This window comes from Weissella bombi (genome assembly GCF_900094835.1).
GTDB lineage: Bacteria > Bacillota > Bacilli > Lactobacillales > Lactobacillaceae > Weissella > Weissella bombi.
The window spans coordinates 1-16907 of record NZ_FMAO01000006.1 but is presented as its reverse complement, the minus strand read 5'-3'; the positions used below and the strand labels follow the sequence as shown (position 1 = coordinate 16907).

The 16907-nt window shown below is 38.4% G+C and carries 16 protein-coding genes and 1 other annotated feature; of the genes, 2 read left to right on the top strand and 14 right to left on the bottom strand.

All coding sequences use genetic code 11. The annotated features are described in order from the left end of the window. Positions 1-2 precede the first annotated feature (2 nt). Together pheS and GA0061074_RS05065 are read right to left on the bottom strand one after the other, a co-directional pair. Complete coding sequence (pheS, locus tag GA0061074_RS05070; protein WP_092462494.1) at positions 3-1043, bottom strand: phenylalanine--tRNA ligase subunit alpha; 1041 nt, start codon at positions 1041-1043, stop codon at positions 3-5. A gap of 60 nt (positions 1044-1103) precedes the next feature. Continuing rightward, positions 1104-1308, bottom strand: a binding site (T-box leader). Between the two features lie 37 nt (positions 1309-1345). Continuing rightward, positions 1346-1699, bottom strand: coding sequence for a winged helix-turn-helix transcriptional regulator (locus GA0061074_RS05065; protein ID WP_092462492.1), 354 nt, complete (start codon positions 1697-1699; stop codon positions 1346-1348). Between the two features lie 216 nt (positions 1700-1915). Between GA0061074_RS05065 and GA0061074_RS05060 the strand changes: the two genes are divergently transcribed. Continuing rightward, on the top strand, positions 1916-3070 hold the full coding sequence (locus tag GA0061074_RS05060; RefSeq protein WP_092462490.1) for an MFS transporter: 1155 nt from the start codon (positions 1916-1918) through the stop codon (positions 3068-3070). A gap of 69 nt (positions 3071-3139) precedes the next feature. Here GA0061074_RS05060 and GA0061074_RS05055 read toward each other — a convergent pair whose 3' ends face one another. The 3 genes from GA0061074_RS05055 to GA0061074_RS05045 all read right to left on the bottom strand — a co-directional run bounded on the left by GA0061074_RS05055 (position 3140) and on the right by GA0061074_RS05045 (position 5652). Continuing rightward, positions 3140-4093, bottom strand: coding sequence for a GRP family sugar transporter (locus GA0061074_RS05055; protein WP_092462488.1), 954 nt, complete (start codon positions 4091-4093; stop codon positions 3140-3142). Between the two features lie 262 nt (positions 4094-4355). Continuing rightward, positions 4356-4838 (bottom strand): HD domain-containing protein, encoded by a 483-nt coding sequence (locus GA0061074_RS05050; RefSeq protein WP_092462486.1) that lies wholly within the window; start codon positions 4836-4838, stop codon positions 4356-4358. Positions 4839-4881: 43 nt separating this feature from the next. Further along, entirely contained in the window at positions 4882-5652 is a 771-nt protein-coding gene (locus tag GA0061074_RS05045; RefSeq protein ID WP_092462484.1) for a TrmH family RNA methyltransferase, read from the bottom strand. A gap of 95 nt (positions 5653-5747) precedes the next feature. Between GA0061074_RS05045 and femX the strand changes: the two genes are divergently transcribed. Next, positions 5748-6764: a UDP-N-acetylmuramoylpentapeptide-lysine N(6)-alanyltransferase gene (gene femX / locus GA0061074_RS05040; protein WP_092462482.1), complete on the top strand. Its 1017-nt coding sequence runs from the start codon at positions 5748-5750 to the stop codon at positions 6762-6764. Between the two features lie 149 nt (positions 6765-6913). On the opposite strand, the gene prfB is transcribed toward femX, so the two are convergent. The 9 genes from prfB to GA0061074_RS09205 all read right to left on the bottom strand — a co-directional run. After that, entirely contained in the window at positions 6914-8029 is a 1116-nt protein-coding gene (gene prfB / locus GA0061074_RS05035) for a peptide chain release factor 2 (protein WP_092462480.1), read from the bottom strand. 85 nt (positions 8030-8114) lie between these two features. Continuing rightward, entirely contained in the window at positions 8115-10484 is a 2370-nt protein-coding gene (gene secA / locus GA0061074_RS05030; RefSeq protein ID WP_092462478.1) for a preprotein translocase subunit SecA, read from the bottom strand. A gap of 158 nt (positions 10485-10642) precedes the next feature. Then, entirely contained in the window at positions 10643-12139 is a 1497-nt protein-coding gene (gene gltX, locus GA0061074_RS05025; protein WP_092462476.1) for a glutamate--tRNA ligase, read from the bottom strand. A gap of 124 nt (positions 12140-12263) precedes the next feature. Then, positions 12264-13376: a PIN/TRAM domain-containing protein gene (locus GA0061074_RS05020; RefSeq protein ID WP_092462474.1), complete on the bottom strand. Its 1113-nt coding sequence runs from the start codon at positions 13374-13376 to the stop codon at positions 12264-12266. A gap of 19 nt (positions 13377-13395) precedes the next feature. Continuing rightward, the gene (radA, locus tag GA0061074_RS05015) at positions 13396-14769 is read right to left on the bottom strand and encodes a DNA repair protein RadA (RefSeq protein WP_092462472.1); all 1374 of its coding nucleotides are present in this window, start codon (positions 14767-14769) and stop codon (positions 13396-13398) included. A 13-nt stretch (positions 14770-14782) separates the two neighbouring features. Beyond that, positions 14783-15325, bottom strand: a complete 543-nt coding sequence (locus GA0061074_RS05010) for a dCTP deaminase/dUTPase family protein (protein WP_092462669.1) — start codon at positions 15323-15325, stop codon at positions 14783-14785. Positions 15326-15426: 101 nt separating this feature from the next. Next, positions 15427-15705, bottom strand: a complete 279-nt coding sequence (locus tag GA0061074_RS05005; protein ID WP_092462471.1) for a GNAT family N-acetyltransferase — start codon at positions 15703-15705, stop codon at positions 15427-15429. Positions 15706-15761: 56 nt separating this feature from the next. After that, positions 15762-16304 carry an NlpC/P60 family protein gene (locus GA0061074_RS05000; RefSeq protein WP_092462469.1) on the bottom strand — a complete coding sequence of 181 codons (543 nt, stop codon included), beginning with the start codon at positions 16302-16304 and terminating at the stop codon, positions 15762-15764. Positions 16305-16373: 69 nt separating this feature from the next. After that, positions 16374-16907, bottom strand: a 534-nt coding sequence (locus GA0061074_RS09205; RefSeq protein WP_208855580.1) for a CHAP domain-containing protein, incomplete at its 5' end; no start/stop codon positions are given.

Genomic DNA, 16907 nt, shown 5'->3' with positions numbered 1-16907 from the left:
TCTTATCCTTTCTGATTAAATTGGGTTAAGAAACGTACATCATTTAAGTAGAAGTTACGAATATCCTCAACACCATACTTAAGCATTGCAAAACGATCAGGACCCAAGCCAAAGGCAAAACCACCATAGACTTCAGGGTCAATTCCTGACTTACGCAACACATTTGGATGCACCATACCAGCTCCTAGTACTTCAATCCATTCAATATCTTCTGGATTCATATCAGGTGTTACGGCATTCCATGAAATATCCACTTCAACGGATGGTTCCGTAAATGGGAAATATGATGGACGAAGGCGAATATCATGAGCTTCACCAAACAAATTATGTGCAACCGCTAATAGCGTTCCCTTTAAATCACCCATTGTAATGTGCTTATCAATCACTAACCCTTCCATTTGGTGGAATTGGTGTGAATGAGTAGCATCATCTGTATCACGACGATATACACGACCTGGAGAAACCATTTTTAATGGTCCTTGAGTAAAATCATGAGCTTCCATCGTACGAGCTTGAACTGGTGAAGTTTGCGTACGCATCAAAATATCAGGCGTAATATAGAACGTATCTTGCATATCACGTGCAGGGTGATCCTTTGGCAAATTCATACGCTCAAAGTTATATTGGTCCTCTTCAACTTCAGGTCCTTCAATAACTTGGAAGCCCATACCCATAAATTGATCTTCAAGATTCTCAATGATTTGTTGCAACACATGTGGTTGACCTTGCTTAACAGCACGACCTGGTAGTGTTACATCAATAGTCTCGGCTGCCAATTGTGCATCCAAAGCAATTGCTTCTAAATGAGTTTGACGCTCAGAAATTGCTGTCGTTAATACATCACGTACCTCGTTAGCTAGTGCACCAACAACTGGTCGCTCTTCAGGCGCTAGATTCTTCATGCCACGTAACACTTCAGTTAGTGGTCCCTTTTTACCTAACCAGTGTACACGAACCTGGTTTAATGCCTTAACATCCGCTGAATCATTAATTTGACCTAATGCTTCATCGCGCAATGTTGTGAGCTCATCTTGTAAACTCATATTCATTCTCCTTATACTCATAAACTTTAATAAATAAAAAAGTCCCTTCGATATTACTATCGAAGGGACGCTCATTAACGTGGTACCACCCAATTTTAGTAGTCTCAAAAGACTACCCTCGGTTATCTGTTAACGGTGATAAACCGCATCAATGTTTAACTGATGAACTCCTGACTGAAATTCTATGCTTCCATAGGCAGGCTCTCACCATCTCCTGCTCGCTAAACTATTGAATATCACATACTAGGTCATTCATTGTTTCTTGCTCTATTGTACAAACTTTAATTTAAATTTTCAAGTTTCTATTTATTAACTGTTTGCCACTTATCTGACCACTCATGAATTGCGGCCATCATATCACGCATTGATTCACCACGTGGGGTCAACGCATACTCAATTAATGCTGAATCAGCATATGTACGACGCTCAATAATATCAGCTGCTTCCAACTCTTTTAAGCGTTCGACTAAAACACGATCTGAGCACTTAGAAACAGATTCTGCTAAATCTTTAAAGCGGCGTGGTCCGTTAACCAATAACGTTTCAATAATCATGCCGTTCCACTTGCGTCCCAAAATATCAAACGTAGCGACAAACTTATCACACAATTTATTTTCAGCCATATCACCAGCTAATTTTTCAGTTGCTACTGTCATATGTTTTTCTCCTTCACAATCAAATTTTCTTTATCGTATAACCATTTTATGCTTTACTTACAAAAAATGCACGAGATAACTTTTAAATGTATTACTATTATTATACCGTCATAAGACTTACAACGAAAGCTAAATTTGACATAAGGTGTATACTAACTAAAGAAATTTTTTAAGAAAGAAAGGTATCCGCTCACGTCAAAACAAGACTCCGGTAGCATGTTAAATGCTACTTTTATTCAATTATTTATTATTCAAATTCTAAGTATGATGACTTTTTATAGTCTCTTTGTCATCATTGGTCCCTACTCAGTCCACACATACCATGTTAGTACAACAATGGCAGGCTTAATTACTGGTATGACCATCATTGGTACCATGGTAGCTCGTTTTGCTTCAGGTATCATGACTGCCAAATTTAGTGCTAAGACCTTAACCATTATGAGTATGGTAATATTAGTTCCTATTTTATTAGCTTACCAATATCAAGGCGGGATTGCTTTCTTACTACTTATCCGTTTTATTCAAGGACTAGCTGTTGGGTTAACCGGAACAGTTACAAATACAGCTGTTATTAATGTTATTCCAACAGCACGCCGAGCTGAGGGAATTGCTTATTTCTCGTTAGCGACAATACTTGGAACTGCTTTTGGTCCTTTCTTTGCACTATTAATTGAGCAACATGCTTCGTACACAGTACTATTTTGGATAGAATTTGTCGTTGGTATTATTGCCTTAATCGCTGCCATTTTAATTGATCCTAAGAAGGTTGTTATCAATGCAACACCAACTAAGCAAAAGTTTAGCTTACAAACATTGATTGAACCTAAGGTACTGGGAATATCATTAACGCTTGGTTTTGTTACCTTTGGTTATGCTGCTATTCAATCCGAGCTTGATTTTTATGCCAGTGATTTAAACTTAACAACTTTTGCTTCATACTTCTTCTTAGTTTATGCTTTTGCTGTTTTGATTTCACGACCAGTTGTTGGTCGCTTAATGGATAATAAGAACGAAAATTACGTCATTTATCCTGCCCTAATTATTTTAACTATCGGTTTGTTATTCTTAGCAAAGATGTCAAATGGTTGGATGATGATGATTGCTGCTATTCTAATTGGCTTTGGCTTTGGAAACTTCCAATCAGCTGTACAATCTACAACCACTCAAATGGTTCCTGCAGATCGTTTAACACAAACAACCGCCACATACTTTATTTGTTATGAATTCTCATTAGGATTCGGCCCATCAATTATTGGTTTTGTCCAACCTATGCTAGGTTACCAAAATCTATTTATTATCATGGCTGTCATTGCCGTTATCGGTATCGTGCTTTATTACTTTATTCATGGACGTAAAGTTTCTACACAGTAATTTTATATAAAAAATACCAGGACTTATTGGTTTACATCAATAAGTTCTGGTATTTATTTTTATCTTAAATTAAAGTTCTGCTAACTTAGAAATCAAGATGGCACCAATAACAACCATAATGGCACCGACAACAATGAAGCCCATTTGATGCTTCGTCTTCTTCTCTTTCAAGATGAAGATGGCACCAAACGTTCCAACAATAATACCTGTCTGTGACAATGTCGTTGCGGTTGCTTGACCAACATCAGGATTACCAGTTGAAATGAACATGAAGACATTTCCAAGTGCCCAAACCAAACCAGTCATAACTTGACGCCAAGTACCTGACTTGAACATATCACCTGTCTCCTTAAAGAAGAAGATAACAATTAGGATAGCACCTAAGATTTGTCCAAGTGACTGTGGTGCCACAATTGCAGTCATGTAATCCAAACCATTATTTTGGTTGTGAACTGCATCTGAGATGTAACCCCACTTGTTCAACAAGTTAGGAATAACAAAGTAAGCCATAAATCCAAGCGTTGAAATAATTACCGCAGTAATTCCACCCTTGAAATCACGTTCTGGATTCAAATCCTTTGGTGCGTTTTTATCACTAACCGTTGTAAACAAAGCACCAACTGTTACCAATGCAATTGACAAAATACCAAAGAACCACATCCGACCAGTATGCCATTCACCAAGGACGGCGGCTGCCATCAAGGCATTACCAACAATTTGACCAGAAGTTGATAATGGGTTACCAATTGATACCCCTAACTTCTTAAAGCCAATCAACTGACCAACTTGTCCAATAGCCCAAACCAATCCAGAGATAAATCCAACAACCCAAATTCTTGAGTTAAAAGCATAGTCTGCACCGGCATTTGGAATAACGAATGCAAATAAAGTACCAAATCCTAAAATAAGGGCACCGATGGTCATTCCCATAATACCTTGAGCAGCAGTTCCACCAGCTTTGGTGGTTACAATACCAACTGACCCCCAGGCCAGAGCAGGAACTAAAGCGATTAAAATCGACATTTTTCTTTCCTCCACAATCAAAAAATATATAAAATTCAACATAATTGAGAATACATCATTGTAACCGATTACACAAGCATTATTATTGCATTTTAATTGTAAAAGAGTTACTCAAATAACTTTATATACCGAATTAATCACCATCAGACCAGAATAGCAGTCGCTTTTATCATTTTTAAATAATAAAATTATTACTAATTTTTCATAAAAATAAAAAACGAATTAAGAGCTGTGTTAATCTCAATTCGTTTTCTATCTTTTATTAATTTGTATGAAATAGTCGTTTCATTCGTGCTGAAGCTGGTGAGAAAAATTCAGCTACTGCCAAATAATCATCAACCAAATCAACTAACAAACTTTCACGATAGTGTGGTAATTCACTAGTTGCTCCCCACATATGTTTTAGAATGATATCTTTTTCCATCGGTGATAGGTGCGTAATCTTTTCAGCATTACGTAACGCTACTCGGGGATGAATAAACGCATGCGAACCAAGTTCAAACTTTGTTTCACGCCAATCATAGAAAAACAAATCGTGTAAGATACCTGCACGAGCAACCGCCGTTGCATTAAGACCAAAACGTAGCGCTAATTTATAGCTGACATAAGACACAGTAATGCAATGTGTCAATCGATCTGAATGGTGATGCTGTGTATAGTTAGCCATTTCTTGTACTTGTGGATGTGCTAACAAATCTTTTACGATATCTTTATATACTTTATCTTTTTCCCAATCTAATACCATAGCGTTCTCCCCCTCGCACAAGTATAGATTACCTAATCAAACTTTAACGAGCCTTTAATGCAAACATTGCTACCCCAGCAGCAACTGCAACATTCAAAGACTCAGCTTGACCAGTAATCGGAATATATAGGTTTTGTGTTGTCATGCTAGCCAGTTCTTGTTGCATCCCCTGACCTTCGTTACCCATAATCAACGCAAACTGTGTTTGCGCTGGTATTGTAAATACATCTGCAGCTTGCGGATCCAACTGTGTACCATAAACATTCATGCCATTTTGCGTGAATGAAGCAGTCCACTGTGACAAATCACCCGTTGTTGTTACCAAGTGGAATTGTGACCCTTGCATAGCACGTAAAGCCTTGGGTGAATAAGGATCGACTGACCCTTGGCCAAAGACAACGCCAGTAAATCCTGCTGCGTCAGCTGTTCGAACCATGGTTCCAACGTTACCAGGGTCTTGAATACCATCTAAGAACAACCATGCGCCATCATGAATAAATTGTGGTTCACGTGTAGCTGATGGCAATGAGACTTCAGCAAAAATACCTTGTGGCGTTACCAAGTCAGATAACTTTTTTGCAATTTCATCGGTAATTTCAAATACAGGTACTCCTAATGGCAATTCCTCCTGATGCTCTGCCAATTGTTCGGTGGTACCCATAAGTGCATGTAATTTACCCTCATGATTAATTGCTTCTTGTACTAAATGCCAGCCATCAAGCAAATATGTTTGACTAGCTTGACGACCTTTTTTCGTTTGTAGCTTTTGCCATGTTTTGACACGGCCATTTTTTACTGATTTAATAGTTTCCATAAATATCATTATACGCTAAAACGAAGATGATTGCCTATGATATAATCTATTATGGGATTTGAATCACATTTTGTTGCTAAAGAAAGAAGGATAACATGCCAGTTTTAGATTTAAATGACACGGCTGCTGTCAAAAAATATGAAGAATTTGTACAAAGTTCACCCTACGGACAGGTTAATCAAGACCTAGGTTGGGCCAAAATTAAAAATAATTGGGAACCTCGTTATGCTTACGTGACCGATGAGTCAGGTCAGATTATCGCCGCCATTTCAATGCTACTAACTCAAACAAAGTTAGGAAAGAAATTTGCCTATGCTGCTAAGGGTCCAGTTATGGATGTCACAGACTTAGACTTATTAGATCAATTAATGGTCGAAGCTAAGAAAGCCCTTGCTGACGATGATGCTTATCTTTTGCGTATGGATCCAGAAGTTGCTTACTCTGACGAGCTTAACACTGCATTACAAGAGCATGGTTTCGAAACTCGTAATCGCAATGTTGCTGATGAGGGGATGCATGCAACAATTCAACCACGTTTAAACATGGTCTTAGACTTAACTGCTAAGCCTGATGCAAAAGAAACCTTTGACCTATACCCATCAAAAACAAAGTCAAAATTAAAGCGTCCAATTCGTGATGGCGTCACTGTTCGCTACGGTAGCGATGCTGAAGCAATGGATGCATTTTATGAGACCTATGTTAACATGGCTAACCGTCACGGTATTACTTACCGGCCAAAGGATTATTTCGAACGCATGCAAGCTGCCTTTGGCGATAACGGCATAATGCGTGTTTACATGGCTGAACGTGAAGGTGAATTACTTTCAACTGGTATCGGCTTTAAATACGGTCGCAAAATTTGGTACATGTATGCCGGATCAAATGATGGTCCAACTTATTATGCCCCTTACGCCGTCCAGACGGCCATGATTCAATGGGCATTAGATGAAGGTGTTGATTTGTATGATATGGGTGGTATCGCCTCACAATCAACCGATGACGGCCTTTACGTATTCAAGCACACTTTTATCAAAGCTGATCCTCGTGAATATATCGGTGAAATTGATTTAGTTCTAGATGAAGATGCCTATACAACATTAGTTCGTAAATAATTATATTATTAAAAAAAAGTTGGGACAATTTCTTTTGTTCCAACTTTTTTAGTTTAAAATGCATTAATTTAAGTCTATAAGTTTTATATCATAAACACGTTACATACCGTCTTCAAAACAACTTTTGTCTAGCTCTTGTTTTTATATTTTTATTCAGGATTTTGTTCAGACAATCGCCAACGCAAATAGGCATTTATAAACGGATCTAAATCACCATCCATCACGGCTTGCGGATTTCCAGATTCAAAGTTATTACGATGATCTTTTACCATTCGATATGGCTGGAAAACATATGAACGAATTTGTGATCCCCAACCATTCTCTAAATGATCACCCGCAATAGCTGCTCGTTCTTGTTCTTTTTTATCCATCTCTAACTGATACAATTTAGCTCGCAACATACCATATGCAGTATCCTTATTTTGAAACTGCGAACGCTGTTGTTGTGATGCAACAACGATTCCCGTTGGAATATGCGTTAAACGAACCGCTGAAGAAGTCTTATTGATATGCTGTCCTCCTGCCCCAGAAGCACGATAAACATCCATTTTAACATCAGCCGGATTAATATCAATATCAACTGAATCATCTAATTCTGGCATTACATCAATTGATACAAACGACGTATGGCGACGTCCAGCAGAATCAAACGGTGAAATACGTACAAAACGATGAACCCCACGTTCTGAACGTAAATATCCATAAGCATTATGTCCCGTAATTTTCAATGTTGCCGAATCAATACCAGCAACATCCCCAGGATGATAATCCATGATATCAACTTTAAAGCCATGTTGTTCTGCCCAGCGTGTATACATACGTTGTAAATTGGCCCCCCAATCGGCCGACTCCGTACCACCTGATCCAGGATGAATTTCTAAAATAGCATTATTCTTATCATATGGCTCATTTAGCAACTGTGCTAGTCGATAGGCAGACAAATCATCTGCTAATTGATTTAAATCATTTTCCATTTCTTGTGCCATATCTTCATCATAGATTTCATTTAATAGCTCTATGGCAGTTTCTACATTTTCAACACTATCCGTAAGCTTAAGATAGTCATCACGACGCCCTTTTAAAACGTTATTTTCATCAATAACTTTTTGTGCAGCAACGTTATCTTGCCAAAAATCTGGTGCAATCATCTTAGCTTCATTAGCTGCAATTTCATCATTTAAAGCATCTAAATCTAGCGATTCCCCAAATTTTTCAATCTCTGCCGCCATATCAGCTACTTTATGCCGTGCTTCAGCAATTTCCATACCTGCTCCTCCAATCATATTGAAAAATTGAGGTTGAGATATCCATCCCAACCTCAATCAATGCATTAAATCATAATGCTATTATTTACCGTACATTTTGACGAATTTCAGACTTCATAAATAGACGCATAACATCATATTCAACACCTGCAATCATGTCATTAAACATTCGGAAACCTTCATTTTGATACTCAATCAATGGATTCAATTGACCATAGCCACGTAATTGAATTGAATCACGTAATTGATTCATTGCTTCCATATGATCAGTCCATTGTGAATCAACAACACGTAAAATCACAACACGTGTAAATTGCAATAGACGCTCTTCGTCATCACCAAGGTCATGTAACTTTTCATCATACACAAGCTTTGCACGACGGTAGATTTCATCTGAAATGGCCTGTGGTGTCTTCTTATCTGCTAAATCATCAACTGTGATTGAACCAACTGGTACAATTGTTGATTGTGCAAAATCAACGATGGCTTCCAAATCCCAAGTCTTTGGCTTACCCTTAGTTTGGTTTTGCACAACACGGTCAATCGTACGCTTAACCATTGGTAGCAATACATCACGCAATGATTTATCTTCATCAATAACACGATTACGATCACGATAGAAAGCATTACGTTGTTGTGACATAACATCATCATATTGCAAAACGTGCTTACGTGAATCGTAATTATTTCCTTCAACACGCTTTTGTGCTGACTCAACTGAACGCGTAATCAATCGATTACGAATAACAGCATCCTCATCACCCATATTCATACTTTCCATCAACGTTTTAATACGTTCACCACCGAAACGAATCATCAAATCATCTTCCAATGACAAGAAGAATTGTGAATAACCAGCATCACCTTGACGTCCTGAACGACCACGTAATTGATTATCAATTCGACGTGACTCATGACGCTCAGTACCAATAACTGCTAGTCCACCCAAATCAGTAACACCAGGGCCTAGCTTAATATCAGTTCCACGACCAGCCATGTTAGTAGCGATAGTAACAGCACCACGTTGGCCAGCATTAGCGATAATCTCCGCCTCACGTGCGTGGTTCTTAGCGTTCAAAACATTATGCGGAATACCTGCATTATCTAACAATTGTGATAACAATTCTGACGTTTCAACGGCTACAGTACCAATCAAAATTGGTTGTCCCTTTTTATGTAACTCCGTCACTAGTTGCAACACTGCATTAAACTTTGACTTTAAGTTTGGATACAACAAATCTGGTTCATCAATACGTTGAATTGGCTTGTTAGTTGGGATTGTCGTGATTTCCATATTATAAATTTCACGGAATTCGTCAGCTTCGGTTTTAGCTGTACCAGTCATACCTGACAACTTATTATATTGACGGAACAAGTTTTGGTACGTAATCGAAGCCATCGCACGATTATCTTCTTGAATTTGCACTTGTTCTTTTGCTTCAAGTGCTTGATGAAGACCGTCAGAAAAACGACGTCCCTCTTGAATACGCCCAGAAAAGGCATCAACTAATACTACTTCTCCATCACGCACAACATAATCTTTGTTGTTAAACATCGTGTAATTTGCACGCAAAGCTTGATCAATGTGGTGTGTCAAAGCTGAATTACCAGGACCATAAAGATTGTCTAGGTTAAAGTACTTCTCACCTTTAGCAATCCCCTTATCGTTTAACAAAACAGATTTTGATTCATGATCAACCTTGAAATCCACGTCCTCAATCAATGATTTTGCAAATCGATCAGCACGAATGTACAACTGAGTACTTGTTTGCGCAGGTGCACCAGAAATAATCAATGGTGTACGCGCCTCATCAATTAGAATTGAGTCAGTCTCATCAACTAGGGCAAAATTCAAGCCACGTTGCACACGATCTTCTTTACGTGCAACCATGTTATCACGTAAGTAATCAAACCCAATTTCTGAGTTGGTTGTATATGTAATATCATCTAAATAAGCTTGACGTTTTTCATCAGGTGACAATTCAGTCAAATTAATACCTACAGTTAGACCTAACCACTTGTACAATTGTCCCATTTCTTCACCGTCTCGTTGTGATAGGTATTCATTAACCGTCACAACATGGACACCTTTTTGTGGTAAGGCATTTAAATAGACAGCCATCGTTGCTGTCAAAGTCTTACCTTCACCTGTCTTCATCTCGGCAATATTACCACCATGCAATACTGCTGATCCCATAATTTGTACACGGAATGGGTAAAGACCCAAGACACGCTTAGCTCCTTCACGTACAACTGCAAAGGCTTCTGGTAAAATGTCGTCTAAGGTACTACCTTTTTTCAATAATTCACGAAAATATGGTGTTTTCGCTTGTAACTCTTCATCAGACAAAGCCGCCATTTCGTCGGCATACGCTTCTACTTTATCGGCCACGCGACCCAAACGACGTAATGTCCCTTTATCACTTTCAATAATTTTACGTAATGGATTAGCCATTTATATCTTCCCTCTCATCGGTCATTATTAGCTTTTTCCGCTAATTATACTAAGTATCATTCTAACATACTGATAGCCATATGGTAACAGGCCTGACCACATAAAATAAAAGAGATGACGCTCATACAAATTGTAATAGCATCATCTCTTAATTTTAATTACAAGAATTCACGAATGTTTGCTAACGTTTGCTCACGTCCAAGTAGTTCAAGCAACTCTCCTAAATTAGGGCCTTGTTCCTCACGTGTTGTTGCAATACGCAATGGATTCCATAGGGCACGACCCTTAACGTCCAATTCAGATTGAATTTCACGAACAGCCTTCAAAACAGCCGTTGCTGTAAAGATTGGCATCTTTTCGATCTTATCAATAAACAAATTCAACATATCAGTCACGTTATCAGCATTCATCCATTCCTTAGCTGAATCAGGAATGTCACTAGCTGCTGGCATCTCAAAGAATACTGGCTTAATAAGTGGCACGATTTGGGCAGTATATGACACACCATCCATGTAGACATTCATAACTGAACGTAACCATTGCATCTTTTCAGCAGTTAGTTCTTCTGGCTTAACAACATCTGAATATACCAATTGTTCCATTAGCTTATCAAAGACCATATTTTGATCAGCAGTCTTAATCCATTGGTTGTTAACCCACTCTAGCTTTTTGTTATCAAACTTAGCTGGTGACTTTGACAAACGTGATTCGTCAAACAACTTTACCAATTGCTTCTTGTTAAAGATTTCCTTCTCACCAACTGGTGACCAACCTAACAAAACAATGAAGTTTAGCAAGGCTTCTGGTAAGTAACCCAATGCACGGTATTGTTCAATAAATTGCAAAACCGTTTCATCACGCTTTGATAACTTCTTACCAGTATCAGCATTAATGATCAACGTCATATGACCAAAAATTGGTGCTTCCCAACCAAAGGCCTCATAAATCATTAATTGCTTTGGTGTATTTGACACGTGGTCATCCCCACGCAAAACGTGAGAGATTTCCATCATATGGTCATCAACAACTACCGCAAAGTTATACGTAGGCATTCCATCAGCTTTTTGGATAACCCAATCACCACCAACTGTTGATGAATTAATTTCGATATGTCCCTTAACGATATCGTCCCAAGCATAGTCCTTATTCTCAGGTACACGGAAACGAACAACATAAGGCATTCCCTTAGCTTCTGCGTCTGCTTGGAACGCAGCAATTTCTTCGTCAGACATGCCTTCATATTCATAGACATAATGTGGTGCTTGCTTAGCAGCAACTTGTGCCTCACGCTCAGCAGCTAATTCTTCTGACGTTTTAAATGAACGATAAGCTAGACCACGATCCAACAATTCTTGAATCAATGGCTTATAAATTGACAAACGTTCAGATTGTCGGTAAGGTCCGTATTTTCCAGGGTTAGCTGGTGATTCATCCCAGTCCAATCCCAACCATGCTAGATTATCCAACTGTGACTTTTCACCGTCGGCAATATTACGAGTTTGGTCAGTATCTTCAATACGGATAATAAATTCACCCTTATGATGACGGGCAAATAACCAGTTAAATAATGCTGTACGGGCATTTCCTATGTGTAAATGTCCAGTTGGTGACGGTGCGTAACGCACACGAATCTTCTTTTCGGTAGTCTCAGCCATGCTAATCGACACTCCTCTTTTATCTTCTATTTATAATTATAGTACATCGTTTACTAATATACCGCGCTTTGCTTGATGTTTCAACGTGTTACCAAGAATAAATCATGTTTTTTTGAAATGCTTCTTATTTATCAATTACCGTTCCAAAAATCATTCGCCCTGCATCAGTTTGTAATGCTGATGTGACTTCTACGTCCACGGTTTCTTGCAAGTGGCGACGACCTTCTTCGGCAACAACCATTGTACCATCATCTAGATAACCGACTGCTTGTTGACGCTCCGTACCATTTTTAACCAATAATACTGATAAGTGATCACCAACGGCAACACGTGGACGTAATGCTCCCGCCAATTCGTTAATATTTAAGACTTTAACATTTTGGAACTTTGTAACTTTATTTAAATTAAAATCATTTGTGACAAGCGTACCGTTGATTTCTTCGGCAAGGCGAATTAGTTTTTCATCAACCTCTTTAATATCTTCATAATCACCTTCCCACATTTCTATCGGAACATAATTTTTTTCACGAAGTTCATTTAACACATCTAACCCACGCCGACCACGAACACGCTTCAACGATTCGCCAGCATCTGCAATGTATTGTAATTCATACAGTACAAAATTAGGTACCAACAACGTTCCTTCAACAAAACCAGTCTTGACTAAATCTATAATACGACCATCAATCAAAATGTTGGTATCCAATATCTTATAATGATGATAATTATCTTCCTTTTCAGTTAGTACATCACCTTGTTCAACATCATTTTGTGGACGAACTTTCTTCGTTCGGCTCGTCAAAATCGTTGGAATTAGTGTACGCCATTCGTCAATACGAGTTGTTCCTAGCTTATAACCTAGGTATCCCAGTAGAACCATCACAATCACAGGGACAACAGCACTTAAAAAGAAATTATCCATGTTTTGTAATGGTACAGTGATAACGACCGCAATAACTAAACCTATTAAAGTTGATAACGAACCAATCAACAATAACAACGGTGATTGCTTATTTAGATAAGTTTCAATCCGATGAATTGTATGATCAACTGGACGCCATAATGCAAAACTTAATAAATAAAAAATAATAGCACCAAAAATAAAGTCAAAAATAACATTATTAATCCATACATACTTAGTTAAATCTAAAATATTCCAAATAATTGGCATTAAGGTTAGTGCAATTGCACCACCAGCTAGGGTAAAAATACTTTGAATTATCCGTTTTCGTAACATAACTTTCTCCTTTCTATTATTAATTTAGCGCAACCTTCAAGGCTTCAGCCAATGTTTTTGCACCTATAATTTGAATGCCACTTATTTCTGTTAGCTGTTCAACGACATGTTGAGGCACAAAAACACGTTTAAAGCCTAGTTTTTTCGCTTCATTAACACGTTCAACCACATTAGGAACACGCCTAATTTCGCCCGTCAAGCCAATCTCGCCAACAAATGCATCCGTTGCTCGTGTTGGTATATCTTTGTAACTTGAAGCAATCGCAACCGCAACAGCCAAATCAATTGCTGGTTCATCTAATTTTACACCACCAGCAGCCCTAACATATGCATCCTGATTTTGTAATAGTAAATTAGCACGTTTTTCTAACACAGCCATTAATAATGAAACACGATTACGATCAATCCCCGCAGCAGTTCTTTGAGCATTACCAAATACAGTCGGCGTTACCAACGCCTGTACTTCTACAAGAATCGGACGAGTTCCTTCCATTGCAACAACAACAGCAGAACCACTAGCATCTGCTAAGCGCTCTTCTAAGAAGAGATCTGACGGATTTGTTACCTCCATCAAACCGCCATGCTGCATATCAAAAACACCCAATTCATTAGTTGACCCAAATCGATTTTTAACAGCCCGTAATAATCTGAAGCTCCGCTGGTTATCACCCTCAAAATACAGAACCGTATCAACCATATGTTCTAGAATCTTGGGACCGGCAATAGCACCTTCTTTGGTGACGTGACCAACGATAAACATCGTAATGTTATTAGTTTTAGCTATTTGCAACAATTCAGCCGTGGTCTCACGAATTTGTGAAACAGACCCCACAGAAGAAGTAACATCCGGTTCTTGCATTGTTTGGATAGAATCAATAACAACAAAATCAGGTTTAGTCTCATCAATTGCTTGTCTAATCTGTTTCATATCTGTCTCTGGGAAAAGCAAAAAGTCAGAATCACCACGAACCCCTAAACGTTCAGCTCGTAACTTAATTTGTGAAGCACTTTCTTCACCAGCTACATACAAAATTTTGCTACCCGCATTCGCCAATTGTCCTGATACTTGTAGTAGTAAGGTTGATTTTCCAATACCAGGATCACCACCAATTAAAACCATAGAACCCGGCACAATACCACCACCCAAGACACGATTAAATTCATCGTTTTCTGTTTTAATACGTGGTGTTTCTTCTATGTTAACCTCGTCTAGTCGCTCAACCTTTGCAACCTGACCCGCTAAATTAACGCGTGATTTACGGTCTACTTTTTCAGGTTGCATAACCTCTTCAACAAAAGTTCCCCACGCACCACAGTTGGCACAACGCCCCATATATCGTTGCGACACAAAACCACAATTAGAACAAACAAATTGGGTTTTAGTTTTCGCCATAATTTACCTCTTTCTATTTAACGCCTGAGCTACCAAAACCACCCTGACGTGTTTGTTTTACTTGTTGTTGATCATTATCAGTTACCAAAAATGGCATAAAAATTCCTTGACCAATACGTTCGCCTTTTTTAATTGTAATATCTTTAAGACCCCAATTGATCATCTGAATAAAAATTTCACCTTCATTTTTTGGATTATCTACATAATCGGCATCAATAATACCAACCCCATTTGGTAAAATCAATCCACGCTTTAATGGGTTTGATGAACGATTTGCAATCATCAGATATTCATTTTCACCCATATAAGCTTTAATTCCAGTAGGTACTAATAGTGGTTTTAAAATTTTAGTTGCTTGTTCATCATCTATTGGTGTAACAAGTTCATTATGCCTAATTTGCCATAAAACTTTCAAAAACGGTAAACGCCAAATCGATGGTAACGTAAAATCTTCTGCAGCTTGAAAATCATAACCAGCTGCACGTTGTGTTGCACGACTTGGTAAACTCAAATTATCATGTTCATACTTTTTTACGACCGCAAAACCTCGTTGCATATTCATATAAGTCCTCTCAAAAATGTTCTCTAAGTAAGTATATCCTAATTTTATGAAAATTAAAAAGCACTCGTTAAAATAACGTGTGCTTTCAACTAAACTTAATCTTTATAAGCTAACTTTTGATATTCTTCATTTCTAAAGAAAGCCTGCCGTGCATAAGTGCAGACTGGTTTTAATTGTACATCTGCCTTTTTTGCACGTTCAACAACTTCTGCCAACAACTGTCCCGCAATTCCTTGACCTCGTAAACTTGGATCAACATAAGTATGATCAATTGACCATACCTTACCACCTAAAATTGCTGGAAACAATATTTCAGCATCTACAATACCATCCGTTTCATGAAACAGACGACCAGGTTCATACGTAAAATTCATAGTAACCCCTCCTCTATTCATTATAACCAATATTGACTACTATTTGCTGAAAATAACTATCGAATAGCACCAACAAAATCTGGTAACCACTTTCTTGAAATATACTTTATGACAACTTTTTCAGATAATTTATCAACAGTTACATACTTACCACCACCAACATAAATTCCTGCAGTAGTTGGTAAATCAGCAGTTCCCCATACCAATAAATCACCTGGTCTTGTCTGATTGACTGGTAATTGTGCCACTGCTTTCATCTGTTTAGCTATTTCATTCGGAAAGCCAACTCCCTCAACTCGATTAAAAATATATTGAATTAATCCAGCAGTGTCAAAGCCATCTTCGAGTGTATTACCATCTTTTTGATATGGTACTCCCATTACATCGTCAACCACAGTTCGCAACGGCTCACAGATTTCTTCCATGATCATCTGCAACATTGTTCTTTGAACACGAGCACCCGTTACCTGTTGTGCAAACGTTGATGCTGTCACCTGTACCGGTTTATCTGCCAATGGGGGCTCAAATAATATTTCAGCATCAATCACTTCATAATCATTAAAATGAATGACACGTCCTGGTTCTATTTTAAAAGGCATTGTAATTCTCCTTAATTAAAGATATAAAAAAAGACTCGAAAGCGAGTCTCCTTAAATAATAGCTTTTTATTATTGGTGAATGAAACCTGAAACATTTGAAGTAGAAATTGTACGAGAATTGTACAACTTACCAGCGTAGTTTGCTTCAGAAATTGTAACAGTACCATCTGAATTTACAGAATCAACAACGGCAACGTGTCCATAACCACTAGCACCACCAACACCTGGTGCAAAGTAAGCAACGGCACCAACTGAAGCTGTTCCGTTTACAGTATGTCCGGCTGCAGTAGCTGATGATGCCCATGATGAAGCATTACCCCAGTTATTACCAACCCAGCTCAAATCACCCTTAACATACCACGTGCATTGTCCATATGGGTAAGTGTTACCAGCAATGTTTGCTGATGCAACTGACGTAGGCTTTGCAGTTGTAGCAGATGCAGTAGCTGCTACATGTTGTGGTTGTGCAGCAGCTTGAGAAGCTGCTGCTTGTGATGCTGCTGCTTGGCTTGCAGCGGCTTGTGATGCTGCAGCAGCTGATTGTGCGGCTGCTGATTGTGCAGCGGCCTTAGCATTTGCTTCTGACGTTGCTGCTGATTGTGC

Excerpts from the sequence above, each read along its gene's own strand:
- pheS (WP_092462494.1), bottom strand. The coding sequence starts at position 1,043 with ATGAGTTTACAAGATGAGCTCACAACATTGCGCGATGAAGCATTAGGT.
- GA0061074_RS05065 (WP_092462492.1), bottom strand. The coding sequence starts at position 1,699 with ATGACAGTAGCAACTGAAAAATTAGCTGGTGATATGGCTGAAAATAAA.
- GA0061074_RS05060 (WP_092462490.1), top strand. The coding sequence starts at position 1,916 with ATGTTAAATGCTACTTTTATTCAATTATTTATTATTCAAATTCTAAGT.
- GA0061074_RS05055 (WP_092462488.1), bottom strand. The coding sequence starts at position 4,093 with ATGTCGATTTTAATCGCTTTAGTTCCTGCTCTGGCCTGGGGGTCAGTT.
- GA0061074_RS05050 (WP_092462486.1), bottom strand. The coding sequence starts at position 4,838 with ATGGTATTAGATTGGGAAAAAGATAAAGTATATAAAGATATCGTAAAA.
- GA0061074_RS05045 (WP_092462484.1), bottom strand. The coding sequence starts at position 5,652 with ATGGAAACTATTAAATCAGTAAAAAATGGCCGTGTCAAAACATGGCAA.
- femX (WP_092462482.1), top strand. The coding sequence starts at position 5,748 with ATGCCAGTTTTAGATTTAAATGACACGGCTGCTGTCAAAAAATATGAA.
- prfB (WP_092462480.1), bottom strand. The coding sequence starts at position 8,029 with ATGGAAATTGCTGAAGCACGGCATAAAGTAGCTGATATGGCGGCAGAG.
- secA (WP_092462478.1), bottom strand. The coding sequence starts at position 10,484 with ATGGCTAATCCATTACGTAAAATTATTGAAAGTGATAAAGGGACATTA.
- gltX (WP_092462476.1), bottom strand. The coding sequence starts at position 12,139 with ATGGCTGAGACTACCGAAAAGAAGATTCGTGTGCGTTACGCACCGTCA.
- GA0061074_RS05020 (WP_092462474.1), bottom strand. The coding sequence starts at position 13,376 with ATGTTACGAAAACGGATAATTCAAAGTATTTTTACCCTAGCTGGTGGT.
- radA (WP_092462472.1), bottom strand. The coding sequence starts at position 14,769 with ATGGCGAAAACTAAAACCCAATTTGTTTGTTCTAATTGTGGTTTTGTG.
- GA0061074_RS05010 (WP_092462669.1), bottom strand. The coding sequence starts at position 15,325 with ATGCAACGAGGTTTTGCGGTCGTAAAAAAGTATGAACATGATAATTTG.
- GA0061074_RS05005 (WP_092462471.1), bottom strand. The coding sequence starts at position 15,705 with ATGAATTTTACGTATGAACCTGGTCGTCTGTTTCATGAAACGGATGGT.
- GA0061074_RS05000 (WP_092462469.1), bottom strand. The coding sequence starts at position 16,304 with ATGCCTTTTAAAATAGAACCAGGACGTGTCATTCATTTTAATGATTAT.